The following is a 19,837-nucleotide window of genomic DNA, read 5'->3' as shown; positions in this document are numbered from 1 at the left end:
CAAATTGTCAGTACACCAGATCCACACAGGAGGTAAGAATCATGGGAATTGGAGACAAGATCCAGAACAAGGCTCAGGAAGCATCTGGCAAGGCCAAGGAAGCCATCGGCGATGCCACTAACAATGAGCAGCTGCAGGCCGAAGGCGTGAAGGACCAGGCCGCTGCCAAGGCCAAGCAGGCAGGCGAACACGTCAAGGACGCCGCCAAGGATGTCAAGGACGACCTGTCCTAAGCAGCGCAACCAGCTGTGCCCCATGAATGCCAATTCATGGGGCACAGCTTTGTGCCAGATAACTTGAATAGCGCTACGGCCGCTGCTCCGAAATCCAGGAACAGCGGCCGTAGAGCCATCCATAAGGTCCTGCAAGCCGACACTGTTCGATCCGCCAGGCTCCGCCGGCTTCCCGGTGAGCTCCTGCTTGGCCCAACCGGCCACCAGGCTTGCTGCCCCGCCGGGGTTCTCCCGGTATTCGGCGAAGGTTTCCACGGGGGCATTCCACAGGACCTGCTGCTTGGCCACATCGAGCACCACCTCGGCGAACCCGCTAACCGGCACCCACCTGATGGACACCTTTGCCTTTGGGATGATCCGGCCGTTGTACACGCTAGTGGTGTGCGGCCCGTGCTCAGCTTCCCGGGTTCCGCCTGGACTGAGGATCCGATTGCTCCTCGGCGCGCAGCTCGCTGGCGAAACGCAACTGCCGTCCGTCGCTGATGTCCTGCTCTTCTTTTTCCTCCTGCTTCACGCTGGCCTTGGTATCCCGTGGCGGAAGCTGCACCGAGCGCTCAGCGGCAATCCCCGCCTGCAGCTGGCGCCCGCGCTCGGCTTCCGCGTCGAAGACCGCGCCGAACAGCAGCGCGAGGTTGGCAATCCACAGCCACAGCAGCAGCACGATGACCCCGCCAATGGCGCCGTAGGTCTTGTTGTAGTTCCCGAAGTTCGAAACATAGAAGAAGAAGCCCACGGTCGCCACCGCCAGCACGAACAGCGCAATGGCCGAACCGAGGCTGATCCAGCGGAACTTCGGCTGCTTCACATTGGGAGCCCCGTAGTACAGCACGGCAACCAGCACAATCGCGCACAGCACGATCACCGGCCATTTGGCGATGTTCCAGACCAGTACTGCGCGCTCGCCGAGCCCGAAGACGTCGCCAATCGCCTGCGCCAGCGGACCGGAGACAATCAGCAGCAGCCCCAGCACGCTGGCCGCAGCAAGAAGCACCAGTGTCAGCAGCAGCATCAGCGGGCGCAGCTTGTAGAACGGCCGGCCTTCGGCCACCTCGTAGATCTGGTTCATGGCGCGGCCGAACGCCCCGACGTAGCCCGAGGCGCTCCACAACGCACCGAGCAGGCCGGCAAACAAGGCGAGGCCTGCCGACGGGGCCGAAGCCAGCTGCTCGATGGGTTGCCTCAGGGTTTCCACGACTTCCGGGCTGGCCAGTTCCCCGAGCAGCGAGAGGATGTTGCGGGTCATGTTTTCCGCCTGGCCGGCGACTCCGAGCAGGGAGACCACCGCGAGCAGCGCCGGGAACAGTGAGAGCATCGCGAAGTAGGTCAGCGACGCCGCCATATCCGTGCATCTCTTCCGGGAGAATTCGCTGATGGAGCGCTTGGCCGCGTATTTCCACGACTGCGCGTGCATGTCCGGCGGGGATTCGGGCTTGGACTCGGCATCCGGTCCAGGTGCGTGCCGGGCTTTGGCAGCGGTATCGGCCACGTGCCCCTTCTCGTCATTGCTATCGGTTCCTGAAGGCATCTTGCTGCTCTCCTCATCAGATCTCTGTGCCAGTTGGTTGCCACCGGCCAAGCGGCAAGGCAGGCGCGGCAGGCGCGGCGAACCCTGAGCCTGCCGCGCCGCACGCCGTTGCAGCTTGGCCGCGCTGCTACTCGGCGACCGGGAATCGCTCCCACGCGCGGTGGGTGGAAAGCAGCTGCTCCGCGCTGTCTGCGACCGCTGAAATCTCGACCAGGGCAATGCCCGGCGCGTCATCCTCCAGTCCCATTGCTGGCAGCAGGCCGTCGGAGAGCCCGGACAAGGTGATGATGGCCTTGTTGTGCCGGTAGGCTTCCGCGACCAGCAACGCCACCCGCGGATCGATGGGAACCCCGCCGGTTCCCGAGGCGCCGGCCTTGGCATCCAGGGAAACCGCGGCATCCGGGGCTGGCGGCAGCGGGCCGATCAGCACCAGCGCATCGAATTCGATGGAGCGCGCCGTCAGGTAGGTGCGGTCAATGGGCAGGCCCGGGGCCGCCTCGCCGCCGGAGGCCGAAACAAGCAACGGGGACATCCCCCGCTCTTTGAGCGCTTTGGCAATTGCCGGCACGTGCTGGTGGTTGCCGCTGTTGAACACCACCCCGACCTTGCGCCCGTCCACCGGCCAGGTGTTGCCGATCTGAGACAGCGCCGGGCTGGCCACCGGCTGGCCCAGCGGCTGCACCGCCGGCGCCGGCAGTCCCAGTGCCTGGGCGACACCGGATGCCAGCTCGGTATCGATCTTGGCCAGGCATTCCACCTGCCGCTGGCGCACCGCCGCATCGGTGCACTTGCCCAGCTCGAAGGAGTAGGCCTGCTGCACATGGGCGCGCTCAACGGCCGAAAGGCTGATGTAGAACAAGCGGGCCTGGCTGTAATGGTCCGAGAAGCTGGCAGGCTCCGAACGCACCTTCTTCCCGGAATCAATTGGCTGCGGGAAGTCCAGCGGCGGCTGCTGTCCGGAAACCACCTGGGACATGTAGGGGCAGCCGCCATCGAGTGAATTCGGCTTGTACGGGGCGATGCCCTCGGGCACGCGGTGCTGGTGGAAGCCGTCGCGGAACATGTCATTGACCGGCGAGTCCGGCGAGTTGATCGGGATCTGCGCGAAGTTCGGTCCGCCCAAGCGGGTGAGCTGGGTGTCCAGGTAGGAGAAGAGTCGTGCCTGCAGCAGCGGGTCGTCGCTAATGTCTATGCCGGGAACCAGATGCCCGGGATGGAACGCCACCTGCTCGGTCTGCGCGAAATAGTTCTCCGGGTTGCGTTCCAGCACCATCTTGCCCAGCGGCTGCACCGGGGCCAGCTCTTCGGGGACGAATTTTGTCGGATCGAGCAAATCGATTCCTTCGAATTCCGCCGAACCGTCGTCGGGGAAGATCTGCACGCCCAGTTCCCATTCCGGCAAGGCCCCGGCGTCAATGGCTTCGGCCAGATCGCGGCGGTGGAAGTCAGGATCCGCGCCGGCGGCCAGCTGGGATTCCTCCCAGACCAGCGAGTGGACCCCGAGCTTGGGCTTCCAATGGAACTTCACCAGGGTGGAAGCGCCTTCCTCGTTGACCATGCGGAAGGTGTGCACGCCGAAGCCTTCCATCATGCGCAGCGAACGTGGTATCGCCCGGTCGCTCATCTGCCACATCACATGGGCTTGGGCAGGGGTGTGCAGGGAGACGAAATCCCAGAAGGTGTCGTGGGCGGATTGCGCCTGCGGGATCTCCGTATCGGGATGCGGCTTCGCGGCGTGGACGAGGTCCGGGAACTTGATCCCGTCCTGGATGAAGAACACCGGGATGTTGTTGCCCACCAGATCGAAGATGCCTTCGTTGGTGTAGAACTTCGTGGCGAAGCCACGGGTATCGCGGGCCGTGTCCATGGAACCGCGGGATCCCACCACGGTGGAGAAGCGAACGAAGACCCGGGTCTGGCGTCCCGGCTTGAGGAAGTCTGCACGGCACAGCTTGCCAGCATTGCCGTAGCTGGTGAACGTGCCGTGGGCGCCGGCACCGCGCGCATGGACAACGCGCTCGGGAATCCGCTCGTGATCGAAATGCATGATCTTCTCGCGCAGGTGGTGGTCCTGCAGCAGGGTGGGGCCCCGCTCGCCGGCTTTCAGCGAGTGATCGGTGTCGTTGACTTCAGCGCCCTGGGTCGTGGTCAGGTACTCGCTGTCCTGTCCGGGGCCGGACAGCACCGGCTTTTGCCCGTGAGTTGATGGCTGTTGTGGTTCGCTGGTCATGGCACTCTCCTTATTCGCAGGAATGAACGGCTGGTCAGTGCCACGCTAAGGTCCTTCGCGGTGCCGATGCCACCGGGCAAGCTGATTCCCATGGTTTGCACATGTGCCAGCTGGCGCACCGGCAAATGCCAAGACCGCCGGTGGCTGCATGGCCCACCGGCGGTCTTGTCGGACGTTTCAGAAACGTCCTGCCCCTCGTGCTTGTACTGCGTTATTTTTCAGATTCCACTCCTTACTTGGAAACCAGCTGGTATCCATTTTCGTTGTGTTCGGCCTCGTCGATCCCGGCAATCTCGATGTCTGCCGTGACACGCCATGGGCTGAACTTTCCAATAACCGTTGCGATGACCCAGGTCATCACCGCGGAGAATGCCATGACCACGATCAGGGTGGCAGTCTGGGCGATCAGCTGGGCTACGCCGCCGCCGTAGAACAGGCCGCCGGCGCTTTCCCCGGTTGGCAGTGCGAAGAAGCCGAGGAACAGGGTGCCGATCAGGCCGGCGACCAGGTGCACGCCGACAACATCCAGCGAGTCGTCGTAGCCGAGCTTCCACTTCAGGTTCACGGCCCAGGCGGCACCGGCTCCGGCCAGCACGCCCAGCAGCATGGCGGCCCATGGGGCAACGTCGGCGCAGGATGGGGTGATGGCTACCAGGCCGGCCACCAGGCCGGAGGCAACGCCCACCGAGCTGGGGCGGGAGCCGCGCAGCTTCTCGACCAGGATCCAGCCGAGGACTGCGGCACCCGGAGCTGCCAAGGTGTTGACCCAGATGAGTCCTGCCTGCTCGACGGTGGTTGCCGCCCCGGCATTGAAGCCGAACCAGCCGAACCACAGCAGGCCTGCACCGAGCATCACCAGCGGGGTGTTGTGCGGCTGCGGACGGTCGTGGAAGTTGTGGCGCTGGCCGAGCTTCAGGGCCAGGACCAGGGCCGCGATACCTGCGTTGGTGTGGACCACTGCGCCGCCGGCGAAGTCGATGGCCTCGCCGAAAATGCTGCCCAGGAAGCCGTCGGCGGAGAGCAGGCCGCCGCCCCAGACCCAGAAGGCCACCGGTGCGTAGACCAGGGTGACCCACAGCGGCACGAAGAACAGCCATGGTGCGAAGCGCGCACGGTCGGCGATGGCTCCGGAAATGATGGCCACCGAGATCATGGCGAAGGTTCCGGCGAATCCGGCGGCGAGCAGCTCAGACTGCTCGGTGTTGTGCATGGCGAAGTCGCTGATCGGGTTGCCGACAATCCCGGCGATAGCTGGTTCTCCGGCGGAGAACGAGTAGCCCCACAGCACCCAGACGACTGCGGTGATCGCCGCGGCGGAGAAGCTCATCAGCATCATGTTCACGACGCCGGTGGCGCGAGTCATGCCGCCGTAGAAAAGTCCCAGTGCTGGTGTCATCAGCAGCACGAGCGCGGCAGCTATCAGGATCCATAAGCTGGCAACATCCAACTCCATCTGGATCACGTCCCCTCAAGTTATTCGGTGTATCGGTGGTGATATGACTATTGAACTAACCCGATGTTTCCGAACGCTCGCTGCTTCGTTTCGGCCGTGTATCAAGTTCTTGCCGGGGGTAACGGTTGCTTCTCGGCAATGTTTCGCGGCCGTTTCGAACAGTTCACGCTGCTGCTGGCGGCCGGTTAAAACGGGCAGCCCGGCATCGGCAGAAAGTATTTTCTGCCGATACCGGGCTGATTGCGCTGACGCCGCGTGCGGCTACAGGCGCTTGATTTTCACGACCTGGAACTGCGGCACCGTGGTTGAGCCGCCGATGGTCGTGTCGTAGCTCAGCGAACCGGTAACCGTGGCGGTGATTTGCACGATGTCCTCGGCCACGATGTCATCAAGCACCTTGCAATCCACCAGGCCGTCGCCGGCGGTGAACATCGAATTGTGCTCGTAGTCGTATTTGCCGACGTGCGCGTGGCTGAGATCAGCGCGGAAGGTGCAGGGACCGGTCGCCGAGTCGAACTGCGTGACCCGCCCGTAGACGATCACGTTCTCGTCGATATGCGAGTCCGGCTTCTTCACGATCTGCGCCAATTCGCGCTTGGTGATTTTCCGGGCCTTGTTGGCCTTGGCTTTCTCAGCCTTGGCCGCGGCTTCCTTCTCCTTCTTCTCCTTCGCCTTGCGGGCTTTCTCGGCTTCTTCGGCAGCAACGCGTTCTTCTTCGGCCGCACGAAGCTCTGCAGCTTCGTCCTGGGCCAGGGCCAATTGCGATTCCGTTTCGGTCAGCTGCGCCTGAAGCGTTTCTACCTCAGCGGCCATGGCCGAGCTTGAGGCCTGCGCGGCCTCGAAATCTTCCGTGGAGACGCCGCAAGCGGCCAGCGAGAGAATTCCGGCAAGTGCAAATGCCGTCAGAATGGACTTTTTCATGGTCCACCTCCATTTCACGAGTGCGAGTTACTTGAACCCCCAAGTTCCAAGTAAAAAGAATCGTGACATGCGCCAGGGACAATTTGGCTTCAGCAGGCACACTGGAGACATGGACCGCACTTTCTTCTTGCCCGATGCGCTGAGCGTTGCTCCACAGTTGCTCGGGGCCGTGCTCACCGTGGATTCCGCCGAAGGACCGGTCAGCGTGCGCATCACAGAAACCGAAGCGTACATGGGGTTGGGCACCAGAGGCCCCTACGATCCCGGCAGCCACTCGAAAGACAGGAAAACCGAGCGCAACGCGTCCATGTTCCTGGACCCCGGACATTCATATGTTTATTTCAGCTACGGCATGCACTATGCCCTGAATTTCGTTTGCTCGCCGCCGGGCATTGCGTCCGGGGTGCTGATACGCTCAGGCGCAATTACGTCTGGGACGGAACTGGCAATGGCCCGCCGGCTGGAAAAACGCCCAGCCCGCTACGCGCGCAGTCCCATCCCGGAAGTCCAGCTAGCCCGCGGACCGGGGAACTTGGCAGCTGCGCTGGGACTCACCAGATTGACGCACGATGGATTGGACCTGTTCTCTCCCCCATTTGCCATCCACGCCGAGCCCAGCGCTCCGGCAGCGATCCGCACCGGGCCGCGCGTTGGGGTAGCCGGGATAGCAGGCGGGCCGCAGTTCCCGTGGCGATTTTGGCTGCCCGGAGAACCAAGCGTTTCCACCTATCGTCCAGGCCGAGATGCTCCTGCATCAGGGAGAAGCACTGCAGAATGACAATGGGCCCCGGCCGCGACGCATTGAATGCGTCGTAACCGGGGCCCACCAGGCGATGCCCGTCCGATGCCTATGCGGCTCGGAACAGCTCCTTGGAATCCAGTGCCTTCTTCAGGCGCGATTCCAGGGTCGGCGACAAGGAACCTGCAAAAGTTTCGCTCAGGTGCGAGTGGTCCCAGTACGCCACGATGCCGCCTACCACCGAATAGCAGCGGTCTTCCTCGCACAGCTGGTCATTCATGTCGATCTGCACTACCGACGGATCTTCAAGGGCCTTTACGGCATCCGCTTGCGGATCCATCGGGATCCAATCGTCCGCATCACCGGTGCACTCATCAGGGTCATTCGGATTCGATGCGACGCAGTCTGGAACATTGTCCAAGGTTTCCCCGGGCCATGAGGTATCACGGATCACCGCGACGTCCGCCCCCGTATCCGACCACTCTTCCAGGATTTCCTCGTAGGCCTTCTGTGCCGGCTCTTCCGTATCCTTCATGCTGTAGCCGCTGACCGGCACGGATTGGCGATTCGAGCTGATCACCAGGTCGTAGTCTTCTTTCTCAATCTGCTCGCTCACCCAGGTACCCAGTTCAGCACACCCGGCTGTCTTCGACTCCGAATCAAATTTCTGTGGTTCAGCCATGATGGCACAGCGGTTGGCAACGTAAGTGTCCAAAGTCCAGCCATGTTCCTCTACCAGCGGTTCCAAAGCGGGGAACCATTGGGCGGCATGCGAGTTGCCGACCAGCGCGACCTTAATGTCTCCGTCGCCGTAGCTGCATACGGGACGTTCTTTGAAGTCGGTGCTCTGGCTTGCAAAGCAATCGTCCTTGTAGACAACTGGCTTGTCCGTTTTAGCCGCGATCGGCGCAGGGGCAACTACGTCGTAATTGCCTATCGCTTCTTGTTGCTGATCGCAATCTTCGGCCAGGGCGGCTGCTCCGAAGCACTCTGGACCCACGGATTTCTCCACTTGGGCCAGTGCCTTATCCACGTCCCGCGCATCGTTCATGACCCGGGCCGTATTCATATAGAAAGCGCCGGAAAGCAAGGCAAGAATCAGGCTTCCGGAGACCAGGAAGCGCGGTGCCGAAAGCACAACAGAAGAATCAATGAATTTGCGGAACCGAACTTCGACAAGCTTCTGGGTCAGCACTGCCAAAGACAAGGTCAGGACGAGAGCCAGGATCTTCTGCGGCCATTTGAAATCATCAACCATGAACGGCATCAAGACCAGCAGCGGCCAGTGCCACAGGTAAATGGCATAGGAATTATCCCCAAAGAACTGGAACAGCTTGGAGTTCAGCAGGACATTCGGAGAATACCTGTGGGTGGAGTGGGACAACAGAAGCAAGGCTGTGCCGAATACCGGGATGACGGCAATGTAGCCAGGGAATGGCATGTCTCCAGTGAAAGCCAACGCACTGAAAGCAATGGCTAGTAGACCGCCCCAAGCGCCAATCAGACTGACAAGGTCGCGCTTTGCCGCATGCAAACGTGGCCCCAATGCTGCGACGAGTGCGCCAGCGGCGAATTCCCATACGCGGGTGAACGTGGAGAAGTAGGCACTTCCCGGCTCGACTGCCGTCGCATAGATCGAGTAGCCAAAGGACAGAACAAACACGGCACTGATTCCTGCCAGCGCCACGGTCGCTGGCTTAAGCCCAAACTTGACTGCGGCAAAGATCAGCAAACCAATCAGCACCGGCCAAACGAAGTAGAACTGCTCTTCAGCAGATAATGACCAGAAATGCTGGAAAGGACTTGGCGCATCGCCTTCGGCTAGGTAATCGACTTTAGTCAAGGCCAAGAACCAGTTTTGGAAGTAGAACGTTGCAGCCACTGCCTGCAACCCCCAGTCCTGCCAGACCGTGGTCGGCGCAAACATCCAGATAGCCAGAACGCTGGCGAAGATCACCAAGAAGGATGCAGGGATCAGGCGTTTCACTCGCCGCATCCAGAAATGCGCAACGTCCGCGAGATTCTTAGGTGGTTTGGAGATCAGGTGCGAGGTAATCAAGAAACCAGAAATCACGAAGAATACATCGACGCCGACAAAGCCCCCAGGGAGATAGTGTCCCCAGAAGTGATACAGCACCACGATGCCAACGGCTATGGCACGAAGCCCCTGAATATCGGCGCGGAATGCCTTGGTTCGCGAATCCCGGTTCACGGGAATCGGCAGGTCTTGATTCGACGACACGTCGGTGTGAGTCCTTTGCCAGATCGATCTTTCTTGCAAGATTTTTGGATCCATTGAGCAGAACCCCGAATGCCTCGCATGGCAGTGGAGATGCTCAATGCCCCAGAACATCTTTATCGAAGTTACCTGACCGCTTTCTGCAAATTATTGTGCAATTCCCGGACAAAGCAGCACGAGATCACTTGTATCAAATGAAACTTCTCCTCGCTGACAAGTAGTTTTAGCTACATGTACGAAACCCGCGCATATGAGTTCGGCTCCTCGGCCGCATGAAAAGCATCACGGCGTGTCGCGATGCAGTGTGTCTGCTGAATTCAGCACTAGTGATCTATCAACGTGCACCAGCAGGCAGCTTGCACCACCGCGACCTTGTCGCGGCAGGTTTTCGGAGCCCACGCTCCCGGGCGTATGTTGGCACCGCGCCTCATGATGCTTGCATTATTCGAAACGCACGCGCTTGCTCCGATCTCAATCCACGCGAATAGATCCATATTGAGTGCCAGCCGCGTTGCGAATAATTTGCCATTGAGTGGCACACCAGCGCCCCTGCAGTAAGCGAATGCGTCGTAGCACGCAGGATCCGGCAGCACCACGCACAGAGGCCTCAATGCCCAGTGGGTCGCACGTAGTACCGACGGTAGATCAGACCACCACCGGAAGTCCTTTTAATCAAAGGTCTCCCCGCTATTTCAAGCAGCGGGGAGACCTGGAAGATATGGAATTTTCGTTTAGGCGATTACCCTTCGAGCAGTGCGTCCACGAAATCTTCGGGGTTGAATGGAGCAAGGTCGTCCGGGCCTTCGCCCAAGCCGACGAGCTTTACGGGAACGCCGAGCTGGCGCTGGATCGCCACGACGATGCCGCCCTTTGCGGTGCCATCGAGTTTGGTCAGCACGATGCCCGAAACGTTGACGACTTCGGAGAAGACCTTGGCCTGCTGCAGGCCGTTCTGGCCGGTGGTCGCATCGAGGACCAGCAGGACTTCGTCAATGGTGGCCTTCTTCTCGACCACGCGCTTGATCTTGCCCAGCTCGTCCATCAGGCCGACCTTGTTCTGCAGGCGGCCGGCGGTGTCGATCATGACAATGTCGACTTCCTGGTCAATGCCGGCGGAAACAGCTTCAAAGGCAACGGATGCCGGGTCGGCACCGTCAATCTCCGAGCGAACGGTTGGCACGCCCACGCGGTCACCCCAGGTGGCAAGCTGCTCTGCAGCGGCAGCGCGGAAGGTGTCGGCCGCGCCCAGCAGGACGTCCTTGTCTTCAGCAACGAGAACCCGGGCCATCTTGCCGATGGTGGTGGTCTTGCCTACGCCGTTGACACCGACAACCATGATGACGCTCGGACGGTCCGGGTGCGGTTCAGGCAGGTAGCTGCGGTCCAGGCTCGGGTCGACCAGCTTGAGCAGTTCCTCGCGGAGCATGGCCTTGACCCGGGCTGGGTCCTTGCTGCCTTCAATCTTCACACGTTCGCGCAGCGCGTCGACAAGCTCAAGGGCAGGTTCGGTACCCAGGTCTGCCATCAGCAGGTTCTCTTCAATCTCTTCCCAGACATCCTCGTCAATCGAGTCTTGGCTGAGCAGGGCCAGCAGGCCCTTGGAGAACATGTTGTTGGACTTGGTCAGTCGCGCACGCAGGCGGGCCAGGCGGCCCTGCACTGGTTCAGGAACATCGAGCTGTGGTGCAGCCGGTGCGGCAGGCTCCTGGACTGCGATGGGCGCATCGCTTGCTCCGGCAGTGTCCGCTGCGGCATCAGTATCGCCCTCAGCGCTCTGGCCGGTTGGCAAGTCGTCTGCATCGCGCTCTGACGTATACGGGGTCTTGGGCTTGCGGCCCTTGGTGACGAAGGCAATGACGCCAATGGCCACCACGGCAACAACCGCGACAATGATGATGGTTAATATTAGCGAATCAGACACGCTTTAAATCGTCTCATATCTCCAACGATTTAGGGATCATGTGGCGCTCAGCACCAGCGAAAGCGTATTTGGCATCCGGGGCTAGACTGGCTGGTGGGCTGATTTGCCCGACACGTCGTTCCAGAAAGGCTGACGGTTGCTGCCCGCTTGGCGGCAGAACCATCTCTCCAATAGATATGGCATTGAAAACCACCCGTGCTTCCAGGCCGCCGATCCCCCAGGAAATTGGCGTGCTGCTGGTAGCAGCTTTCATCATCGCCTTGGGTTTCGGGCTCATCGCCCCGATCCTGCCCCAGTATGCGGTGAGCTTTGATGTCGGCAATGCGGCTGCCACGATCATCGTCAGCATCTTTGCCTTTACCCGCTTGATTTTCGCACCGGTAGCCGGAGTGCTGGTAGGCAAGCTGGGCGAGCCAAGAATTTACGTCACCGGTGTGCTGCTGGTGGCGGTATCCACGTTGCTCTGCGCGGTGGTGCAGGACTACACCCAGCTGTTGATTGCCCGCGGATTGGGCGGATTCGGCTCAACCATGTTCACCATTTCGGCCATGGCGCTGATTGCACGCCTGGCTCCGGAAAAATCCCGCGGACGCATCTCCGGCTTGTACGCCGGCTCCTTCCTCTTGGGCAATGTCTTTGGCCCGGTTCTTGGAACCCTCCTCGCCCCGCTGGGCATGCGAGTTCCCTTCCTGATCTATGGAACCGCCTTGGTGATTGCCGCGGGCGTGGTCTACATGGCGTTGGGCCGCCGCCGTGAACTGGATGCCGAAGCCGCCAATCCGCGTTCAAGGAAAACAGACATCGAGGTAGTGACCACACGCGAGGCGCTGGGCTCCCCTGCCTACCGCGCGGCGTTGTTTTCCGGATTCAGCTACGGCTGGTTGGCGTTCGGCGTACGCAACAGCATGATCCCGCTCTTCGCCTTGGCCGTCTTCGGCCAAGGAATGGGCGCCACGGCGGCCGGGATTTCCATGACGGTATTTGCCATCGGCAATGGTTGCGCACTGATGTTCTCCGGCCGGCTAACCGATAGCATTGGCCGCAAGATTCCGATTGTCCTCGGGATGAGCATCCTGCTCTTGTCCATTGGTGCCATGGGCTATTCGACGTCCCTGGTTGGCTTCATCGTCTTCTCGGTGCTGGCCGGTCTTGGCGGTGGGCTGCTTGGACCAGCGCAGCAGGCGTCCGTGGCTGACGTGATTGGTTCCGGACGCAACGGCGGCAAGGCCCTGGCCGGTTTCCAGATGTGCACGGATCTCGGCTCCATTATCGGTCCGCTATTGGCCGGCGCCATGGCGGATATGATCAGCTTCCAATTGGCATTCAATATTTCGGCCGTAGTTGGCTTGGTCGGGGTGATTGCGTGGCTTCTGGTTCCGAAAACCATAAAGCCGGTGAAATTGGCTGAATAGGGAACTTGGTTTCCACTGTTTTTCACCCTGATATTAATTCCCGGAATCTTGCCGGAAAACATCGGGTAGATATACTGGCAAAGGCTTTTGCCATGTCACTTGCACTCAATTTTTCAGGGGAATCCATGCCGGCACTCCGGACACGACGATCCAAAGCCCTATCCATTGCGGTCGTAGCCGCACTTTCCATCCCGCTCTCTGCGGGTCCGGGTTTCGCTGCGCCAGCGGAAGAACCCTCCGCTCAATCAAGCCAGTCTCCTACTGCCGCGGCTACCGCGACAGACACGCCGGAACCGTCTTCGACGCCATCTGAAGCGCCGGAGCTGACCAGGACCGGGGACAAGGTTGCTGATTCCACGGCGCCAACGCAGAGCACATCTGCAGTGGCGGCCACGCCAGTTGCTGAGGAAATCTCCACCGCACTGTCCAAGGGTGAAGATCTTTCCAACAAAGAGCGTGTGAAGCTGGCCGACAAGGCGCTGAACGAACTGGAGATGGAGCACCTCGATGCCCAACTGGGGCAGGGTGCCAAACGAATCGCGGAAACCGGAGACGCCACCGTCCCCACCGTGGCCGAGCTGGCGGATCTCGCGCAGCTGGCCTCGGATGATGCTGCCGCTTCCATTCCCTTCGATGTCGGTGCGCCCGCTTCCCTGGATGAGCTGCGCACTTGGCGTCCGCCGGGCACCCTCGGAATCGATGTTTCCCGCCATCAAGGCACCGTGAACTGGTCCACCGCCAAGGCAAACGGAGCACGCTTCGCCTACATCAAGGCCACCCAGTCATGGCCTTCTTCTTTGTACAAGGACCCGAAGTTCAGCCAGAACTACACCAACTCGCGCAATGCCGGCCTGATCCGCGGTGCGTACCATTTCGCCATGCCTGCCCATTCGTCCGGCGCTGCACAGGCCAAGGAATTCATGGCCAACGGCGGGGGCTGGACCAACGACGGGTACACCATGCCGCCGTTGCTGGATATCGAGTGGAACCCGTACAGCAAGACCGCTTACCCGCAGGGCAAGGGCGATAAGTGCTACGGCATGTCCCCATCGGCAATGGTCGCGTGGATCAAGGACTTCGGCAATACAGTCAAGGCCAAGACCGGCCGCCTGCCGATGATCTACACTGCCCAGTCTTGGTGGGATGAGTGCACCGGTGATTCCGTAGCGTTCAAGTCCTGGCCACTGCATGTGTCCATTTTCCCGACCGCTGACGTCGCAAAGAACCCCCGGGAGCTTCCCGAAGGCTGGACCACGTTCAACGTCTGGCAGTATTCTTCCAACTCCAATATGCTGGGCTCGACCAAAAACGTGGATGCCAACGTGTGGAACGGCGACCTGACCTCATTGCGCGACTTCGCAAAGAACCGCCGCAGCACCGCTTACAAGTTGACCACCAGCTACTTCGGCAATGCGGATGTGTGGCCGACCCGCTTAGGCCCAACGCGGATGTCTGGTGCCAACCGCTACGGAACTCCTGTTGCGATCTCCAAGCGCACCTTCCCCTATGGCGCGAAGACTGTTGTTGTCGCTTCCGGCGAGCACTTCGCCGATGCGCTGTCGGTCACCTCGCTGGCCAACCGCCACAATGCTCCTTTGCTGTTGACCAAGCAGGCGTACCTGCCCAGCGAGGTAGCTGCGGAAATCAAACGCCTGAATCCTTCGCGCATCATTATTGCAGGTGGCCCGACCGCAGTCAGCAGCAAGACGTTCACTCAATTGAAGAAGTACGCACCGGTATCGCGTGAAGCGGGAAGCACCCGTTACGGAACCAGCGCCGAGATCGCTACGAATTGGTCCTCTGCGAAGAACGTGTTTGTTGCCTCGGGACGTTCGTTCCCTGATGCCCTGTCCATGGCGGCAGTCGCGGCGGACCGCGAGGCTCCGTTGCTGTTGAGCAGCAAGAAGTACGTCCCGAGCGCCATCCTGAAGCAGCTGAAGCGCTTGAATCCTTCCACCGTGTATTTGGCCGGCGGACCACTGGCGGTTTCCAAGACTGCGGAAAACCAGATCCGCAAGGCGGTTCCGAATGCCCGCATCGCCCGCTATGGCGGCGCAACGCGATATGACACCAGTGCTGTCATCGCCAAGGCCTTCTGGCCCAATGGTTCACAGCGACAGTTCATTGCCAACGGCAAGAACTTCCCAGACGGGCTCAGCGGTGCTGTTGCGGCAGGCTATAACGGAGCGCCAATGCTGCTGGCCAAGAAGACCTGCCTGCCTAAATCAATCGGCTCTGCCCTGACCAGCATGGAAGGCTGGACCAACGTCCTCATTGGCGGACCGCTGGCTCTGGATTCAACAGTTGCTTACCGGAATGACGGAAAGCTAAATACGTGCTCGTAGGCATGGCGAATTAGCCGTCGCACAGTAAGGAAGCTCGTAGTTGCCGCTAGTGGCAACTACGAGCTTCTTTGCTTTGTATGATGTCGTCGAGCGGATCGAAGCCAGCCGGGCGGTTCCGTGAGCCGACGTACCGCCTCGCTTGGCGAGCATCTTTGCTGATAAATCCGGTGGCCGCTGCATGATTGATGCAAACCTGAAGATTCGGGCTCTGCTACACCTTCACCCATTTTGATTCGTTTGCCTGGCGTATCCCCGCCCTGCCGCACGAGCTACGAAGTCACAACGCGATCCATCTTCTGGCTGATGACCGTGGAAACTCCGTCTCCGCGCATGGTGACACCGTACAGCGCATCAGCCACTTCCATGGTCTTTTTCTGGTGGGTAATCACAATCAGCTGGGAGGACTCGCGTAGTTCTTCAAAGATCGTGATCAGGCGACCCAAGTTCATATCGTCCAAGGCCGCCTCAACTTCATCCATCACATAGAACGGCGAAGGGCGCGCCTTGAAGATGGCGACCAGCAAGGCGACGGCAGTCAGCGAACGCTCGCCACCGGAGAGCAACGAGAGCCGCTTGATCTTCTTGCCGGCCGGACGCGCTTCCACCTCGATACCGGTGGTGAGCATATTCTCCGGATCAGTAAGCACGAGCTGTCCCTCACCGCCTGGGAACAGGCGATCGAAGATCCGTTTGAACTGCACGGCTGTGTCGTTGTAGGCCTCGGTGAACACTCGCTCAACGTGGGAATCAACGTCAGCAATGATCTGCTGCAAATCCCCGCGGGACTTCTTCAAATCCTCGAGCTGGCCTGACAGGAACTTATGGCGCTCCTCCAAGGCGGCGAATTCTTCAAGTGCCAGCGGGTTGACCTTGCCCAGGGCCGCTAAGTCGCGTTCTGCTTTCTTCAGCCGCTTTTCCTGCTCCACGCGATCATAGGCTCGGGTACCGACAGGGTTCCCGTCTTCGTCAACGCTCTGCCGCAGCGCACCCCACTTGTCTTCTTCATCTACAGCTTCCGGAATCAGCTGGTCTGGACCATAGTTGGCAATCAGATGATCGGGGGTGAATCCCAGTTCTTCCAGTGCCTTGGTCTCAAGGTTCTCAATACGCATCCGCAGTTCTGCACGGGCCATCTCGTCGCGATGCACGGCATCCGCAAGCCGAGCGAGCTCTGCGGAGAGCTGTTCCGCTTCCCTGCGCTGGCTACCCAGCATGGATTCGAGTTCGGTTTTCTTGCCGTCGAGCTCTTCGCGTTCTTGGCCAGCCATGGATACCGATACTTCAATGAAACGCAGAACGCGTTCAGCGGCTTGCTCAATGCGGTTCGCATTGGCGGCCTGGGCCTTGCGCTGTTCAGCGCGTCGGGCGGCGACTTCACGGTGATTTCGCTCGGCGGCCGCAGTGCGGCGCAACCCCTCGATGCGTGAGCGCAACGCAGAAACGCGCTCTTCGCTGCTGCGCAAGGCCAAACGGGCTTCCAATTCCTGCTGGCGGGCGGCGGCCGCGGCATCGGCCAGTGCTGCCCGGGCCGCGTCATCCACGGTTTCTTCGTCTTGATCGGTCGAAGCAAGTTCCATGCGCTCGGTAATCTCTTCCAGGGATTCCTGCTCAATTTCCAGCTTCTCAAGCGTTGCTTCGAGTTTTCCTTCCAACGCGGCTTTATCCGATTGCGCGCTGCGCAGCTTCTGCCCGAGGCGTGCCAGATATGACGACAGTTCATCAATGGTCGCGTCTGATTCCGTTAAAGCGGACAAGGCGTCTTCGCGCTGTTGCTGGGCGACGGAAAGCTCTGGACCTCGTTGGGCCAGTCTTTGTTCAACTGATGAAAGTTCTTCTTGGCACTGGGATAGTTCGGTTTCCGTCTGTTCTACCAATGCCTGTTGAGCGATCAAGGAAGCGCCCGCTGAATCCCCCACAGAGCTGCGCAACGCGGAAACAGTTATGCCGTCCAAGGTGGTGAGCAAAACCGACGGGTGCTGCGCCAATACTGCCGGCGCTTGGCTCATCTCCTCAATGATGTAGTGGCCAGCAAAAAGCTGATCAAGCAAACTGTCCAGGGCACTATCGGCAGCGACAACTTCACGAGCGCTCACGGCGTTAGCCACGCCAGCCGCAGTAGCAACCTGTGAAGACAGCTCTGCGTGCAGGAAAACCTGACTGGCCTCTTGCTGTTGCAGCTCTTCGATGAGCTCCAGCGCGTTGCCAAGGTTCTTGGCTACCAATGCTTCGGCGTTCTCACGCAATATCGCGGCGATGGCCTGTTCGTATCCGGGGTTGACCGTAATCAGCTCGCCCAAACGCCCCAGGAGCTTGCCAGCAGCCGAACGAAGAAGCTGAGCGGACTGATCATCTGGTTTTGAGTTCAGCTTCAGGGCATCAAGGCGTGCGCGCAGTCCGGAAACATGCACAGATAACTCGCGTTCCCGCTGGCTATCGACGTTGTGTGCTTCTGACAATGCCGAATGTTCTTGATCTGCACTCTCGAAATCCAGATTCAGCTGCGCTTCTCCAGCTAGCTGTTTTACAAGATCGGTGGCGACTTCGGCGTGAGAGCGCGAATCCAATTCAAGATCCGAGTCGAAGGAACGGACACTTTCCTGAAGGCGAGATATCTCAGCCCGAGTTACGTCGACACGGCTACGTGCGGAAGCCACCTGGGAGGCTAGCCGGGACATCCCCTCGCGGCGATCCGCTGCAGCACGAAGCATGGCAGCCATTCGTTGTTGTTCAGCCCGCGAAGCTTCCTCTGCCTGCTCCTTAGCTTCAACGGCTTCAGCCAGGATCTCATGGCGGTCTTCAAGAGCTTCTTCTAGTTCCTCAAGTTCTGTGCTCATTCGCTCAGCTTGGGCTTCCAACCGCTCAGGATCTCGGCTGGAATCGAAATGAGTTTCGTTACTTTCCAGCAATTTCGCTCGTTCACGAGCCAACGCGGCCAGCGAGCGGTACCTTTCTGCCTGGGTGCTCAGCGCAACCCATGTTTCCTGAATCTGCCCAAGACGCGGGGTTATGGTTTCCATCTGGGAAGCGAGTTCTTCGATATGCTTCTTGACGCGTTCCAGGCGCGCAGTAGCCTCTTCTTGCTGAGCTTGGATCTTTGATTCGTCATCGATGTCTTGTGCAAGCTTGTTATTCAGCGTGACCAAATCATCAGCGAGCAAGCGGGACTTTGCGTCCCTGACGTCGAGCTGAACCGTCTGCGCGCGGCGAGCAATTTTCGCCTGCCGTCCCAACGGGGCCAATTGGCGCCGCACCTCAGCGCTCAAATCCTCAAGGCGATCCAGGTTTCCCTGCATTGCCTGCAGTTTACGCAGAGTTTTCTCTTTGCGCCGACGGTGCTTGAGCACGCCGGCCGCCTCTTCAATGAAGCCACGCCGGTCTTCGGCTGTTGCGTGCAGAATGCGGTCCAGCTGCCCCTGCCCGACAATCACATGCATTTCCCGCCCCAGGCCGGAGTCCGAGAGCAGCTCTTGAATGTCCAGTAGACGGCACGAGCTTCCATTAATCGCATACTCGGATCCGCCGGTACGGAATAAGGTGCGGGAGATAGTGACTTCTGCATAGTCGATGGGCAGCTGGCCATCTGCGTTATCGATGGTCAAGGAAACGTGGGCACGTCCAAGCGGTGGGCGACCCGACGTGCCAGCAAAGATCACGTCTTCCATCTTGCCGCCGCGAAGTGTCTTGGCACCCTGCTCCCCCATGACCCAAGACAGCGCATCCACCACATTGGATTTGCCCGAGCCGTTAGGCCCGACAACAGCAGTGACACCGGGTTCGAATTCAAAGCTGGTCGCCGACGCAAAAGACTTGAATCCGCGAACGGTGAGAGTCTTCAGATGCACGGCGTGAAGTTCCTAAGTTTGGGTCGAATGGCTAAAGTTGGGTTGGGCATCCAAACCCAATCCTTGTGGCAATTCTAGCGAAGCGCAGTGGGGATTTTCTGGTTGTGCTCGCAAAATCCAAGGACGAAATTCGAGGGATAGATCATTCTATGAGCATTCTGACGCAGATTGACCAGTGGCCAAGTGACAATGCGGTTTCCGTGGTAGTCAACGGCAACGGGGCAATCATTGACCAGCACGGTGATACTGCACGCGTTTATCCCTTGGCCTCGGTGACGAAATTGCTCAGTGCCTATACGTTCTTGGTAGCGCTGGAAGAAGAAGCCATAACCCTCGAAGATCCTGCAGGGCCAGAGGGTTCCACGGTGCACCACCTCTTGGCGCATACAGCCGGCTATGACTTCGATTCCGAAGCGATCCGCTTTGCCGTAGGGACCAAACGCGGCTACTCGAATTTCGGATTCGAGAAGCTCGCAGAGCATTTGGAGCAACAGACTGGAATCAGCATGTCCCAGTACGCACAAGAGGCTGTCTTCGCTCCCCTGGCCATGGCTAGCACTGAGATTGCCGGCAGCTGCGCGAAGGATGGGCGTTCCACGGCCGCGGACTTGGCAAAATTCGCAGCTGAGCTGTTGAACCCAACTATCGTGGCGCAAGAAACATTGCGTGACGCAACGCGTGTTCATTTTGAGAACGTTGCTGGAATTCTGCCTGGCTATGGGCGTCAGAACCCTAACGATTGGGGCCTCGGGTTTGAAATCCGTTCGTCCAAATCGCCACACTGGACAGGAGCAAACCATCCGCCGTCGACTTTCGGACATTTTGGGCAGTCCGGCACATTCCTCTGGGTGGATCCAGAGCATCGTCTGGCCTGTGTGACGCTCACTGATAAGAACTTTGGACAGTGGGCCGTTGACGCTTGGGCACCTTTCAATGAACAGGTGCTCAATTCTCGCATTGCATAGCCTGCGACAAGT

General features: G+C 59.8%; 13 protein-coding genes. 5 read left to right on the top strand and 8 right to left on the bottom strand.

What is annotated here, in order from left to right:
* The first annotated feature begins 41 nt into the window (after nt 1-41).
* Nucleotides 42-233, top strand: a complete 192-nt coding sequence (locus ACR9WD_RS07380) for a CsbD family protein (RefSeq protein WP_038991459.1) — start codon at nt 42-44, stop codon at nt 231-233.
* Between the two features lie 394 nt (nt 234-627).
* Here the strand turns inward: ACR9WD_RS07380 and ACR9WD_RS07375 are convergent, their stop codons facing one another.
* The 4 genes from ACR9WD_RS07375 to ACR9WD_RS07360 form a co-directional block, all read right to left on the bottom strand.
* Nucleotides 628-1,758, bottom strand: coding sequence for a YihY/virulence factor BrkB family protein (locus ACR9WD_RS07375; protein WP_434923088.1), 1,131 nt, complete (start codon nt 1,756-1,758; stop codon nt 628-630).
* Between the two features lie 127 nt (nt 1,759-1,885).
* On the bottom strand, nt 1,886-3,988 hold the full coding sequence (locus ACR9WD_RS07370; protein ID WP_434923087.1) for a catalase: 2,103 nt from the start codon (nt 3,986-3,988) through the stop codon (nt 1,886-1,888).
* Between the two features lie 232 nt (nt 3,989-4,220).
* Nucleotides 4,221-5,441, bottom strand: a complete 1,221-nt coding sequence (locus ACR9WD_RS07365; protein WP_434923199.1) for an ammonium transporter — start codon at nt 5,439-5,441, stop codon at nt 4,221-4,223.
* A 261-nt stretch (nt 5,442-5,702) separates the two neighbouring features.
* On the bottom strand, nt 5,703-6,362 hold the full coding sequence (locus ACR9WD_RS07360; RefSeq protein WP_434923086.1) for a hypothetical protein: 660 nt from the start codon (nt 6,360-6,362) through the stop codon (nt 5,703-5,705).
* A 67-nt stretch (nt 6,363-6,429) separates the two neighbouring features.
* Here ACR9WD_RS07360 and ACR9WD_RS07355 point away from each other — a divergent pair, with 67 nt between their 5' ends.
* Nucleotides 6,430-7,140 (top strand): DNA-3-methyladenine glycosylase, encoded by a 711-nt coding sequence (locus ACR9WD_RS07355; protein WP_434923085.1) that lies wholly within the window; start codon nt 6,430-6,432, stop codon nt 7,138-7,140.
* Nucleotides 7,141-7,210: 70 nt separating this feature from the next.
* On the opposite strand, the gene ACR9WD_RS07350 is transcribed toward ACR9WD_RS07355, so the two are convergent.
* Both ACR9WD_RS07350 and ftsY read right to left on the bottom strand, forming a co-directional pair.
* Nucleotides 7,211-9,397 carry an acyltransferase family protein gene (locus ACR9WD_RS07350; protein ID WP_434923084.1) on the bottom strand — a complete coding sequence of 729 codons (2,187 nt, stop codon included), beginning with the start codon at nt 9,395-9,397 and terminating at the stop codon, nt 7,211-7,213.
* 682 nt (nt 9,398-10,079) lie between these two features.
* A complete protein-coding gene (ftsY, locus tag ACR9WD_RS07345; protein ID WP_434923083.1) occupies nt 10,080-11,261 on the bottom strand; it encodes a signal recognition particle-docking protein FtsY in 1,182 nt (393 codons plus the stop codon).
* A 176-nt stretch (nt 11,262-11,437) separates the two neighbouring features.
* Here ftsY and ACR9WD_RS07340 point away from each other — a divergent pair, with 176 nt between their 5' ends.
* Nucleotides 11,438-12,673: an MFS transporter gene (locus tag ACR9WD_RS07340; RefSeq protein ID WP_434923082.1), complete on the top strand. Its 1,236-nt coding sequence runs from the start codon at nt 11,438-11,440 to the stop codon at nt 12,671-12,673.
* 241 nt (nt 12,674-12,914) lie between these two features.
* On the opposite strand, the gene ACR9WD_RS07335 is transcribed toward ACR9WD_RS07340, so the two are convergent.
* Nucleotides 12,915-13,067 (bottom strand): hypothetical protein, encoded by a 153-nt coding sequence (locus tag ACR9WD_RS07335; protein WP_434923081.1) that lies wholly within the window; start codon nt 13,065-13,067, stop codon nt 12,915-12,917.
* On the opposite strand from ACR9WD_RS07335, the gene ACR9WD_RS07330 reads away from it, so the two are divergent.
* Nucleotides 13,057-15,018 carry a cell wall-binding repeat-containing protein gene (locus tag ACR9WD_RS07330; RefSeq protein ID WP_434923080.1) on the top strand — a complete coding sequence of 654 codons (1,962 nt, stop codon included), beginning with the start codon at nt 13,057-13,059 and terminating at the stop codon, nt 15,016-15,018. The genes ACR9WD_RS07335 and ACR9WD_RS07330 overlap by 11 nt on opposite strands.
* A gap of 269 nt (nt 15,019-15,287) precedes the next feature.
* Here the strand turns inward: ACR9WD_RS07330 and smc are convergent, their stop codons facing one another.
* Nucleotides 15,288-18,860: a chromosome segregation protein SMC gene (gene smc / locus ACR9WD_RS07325; protein ID WP_434923079.1), complete on the bottom strand. Its 3,573-nt coding sequence runs from the start codon at nt 18,858-18,860 to the stop codon at nt 15,288-15,290.
* Between the two features lie 149 nt (nt 18,861-19,009).
* Here smc and ACR9WD_RS07320 point away from each other — a divergent pair, with 149 nt between their 5' ends.
* Nucleotides 19,010-19,825, top strand: coding sequence for a serine hydrolase domain-containing protein (locus tag ACR9WD_RS07320; RefSeq protein ID WP_434923078.1), 816 nt, complete (start codon nt 19,010-19,012; stop codon nt 19,823-19,825).
* Nucleotides 19,826-19,837 lie beyond the last annotated feature (12 nt).

The sequence above is a fragment of the Glutamicibacter sp. PAEs-4 genome (assembly GCF_051161755.1).
GTDB classification, from domain to species: domain Bacteria; phylum Actinomycetota; class Actinomycetes; order Actinomycetales; family Micrococcaceae; genus Glutamicibacter; species Glutamicibacter nicotianae.
Note: the sequence above shows the minus strand (reverse complement) of the source record. Positions and strands in the feature narration are given on the sequence as shown.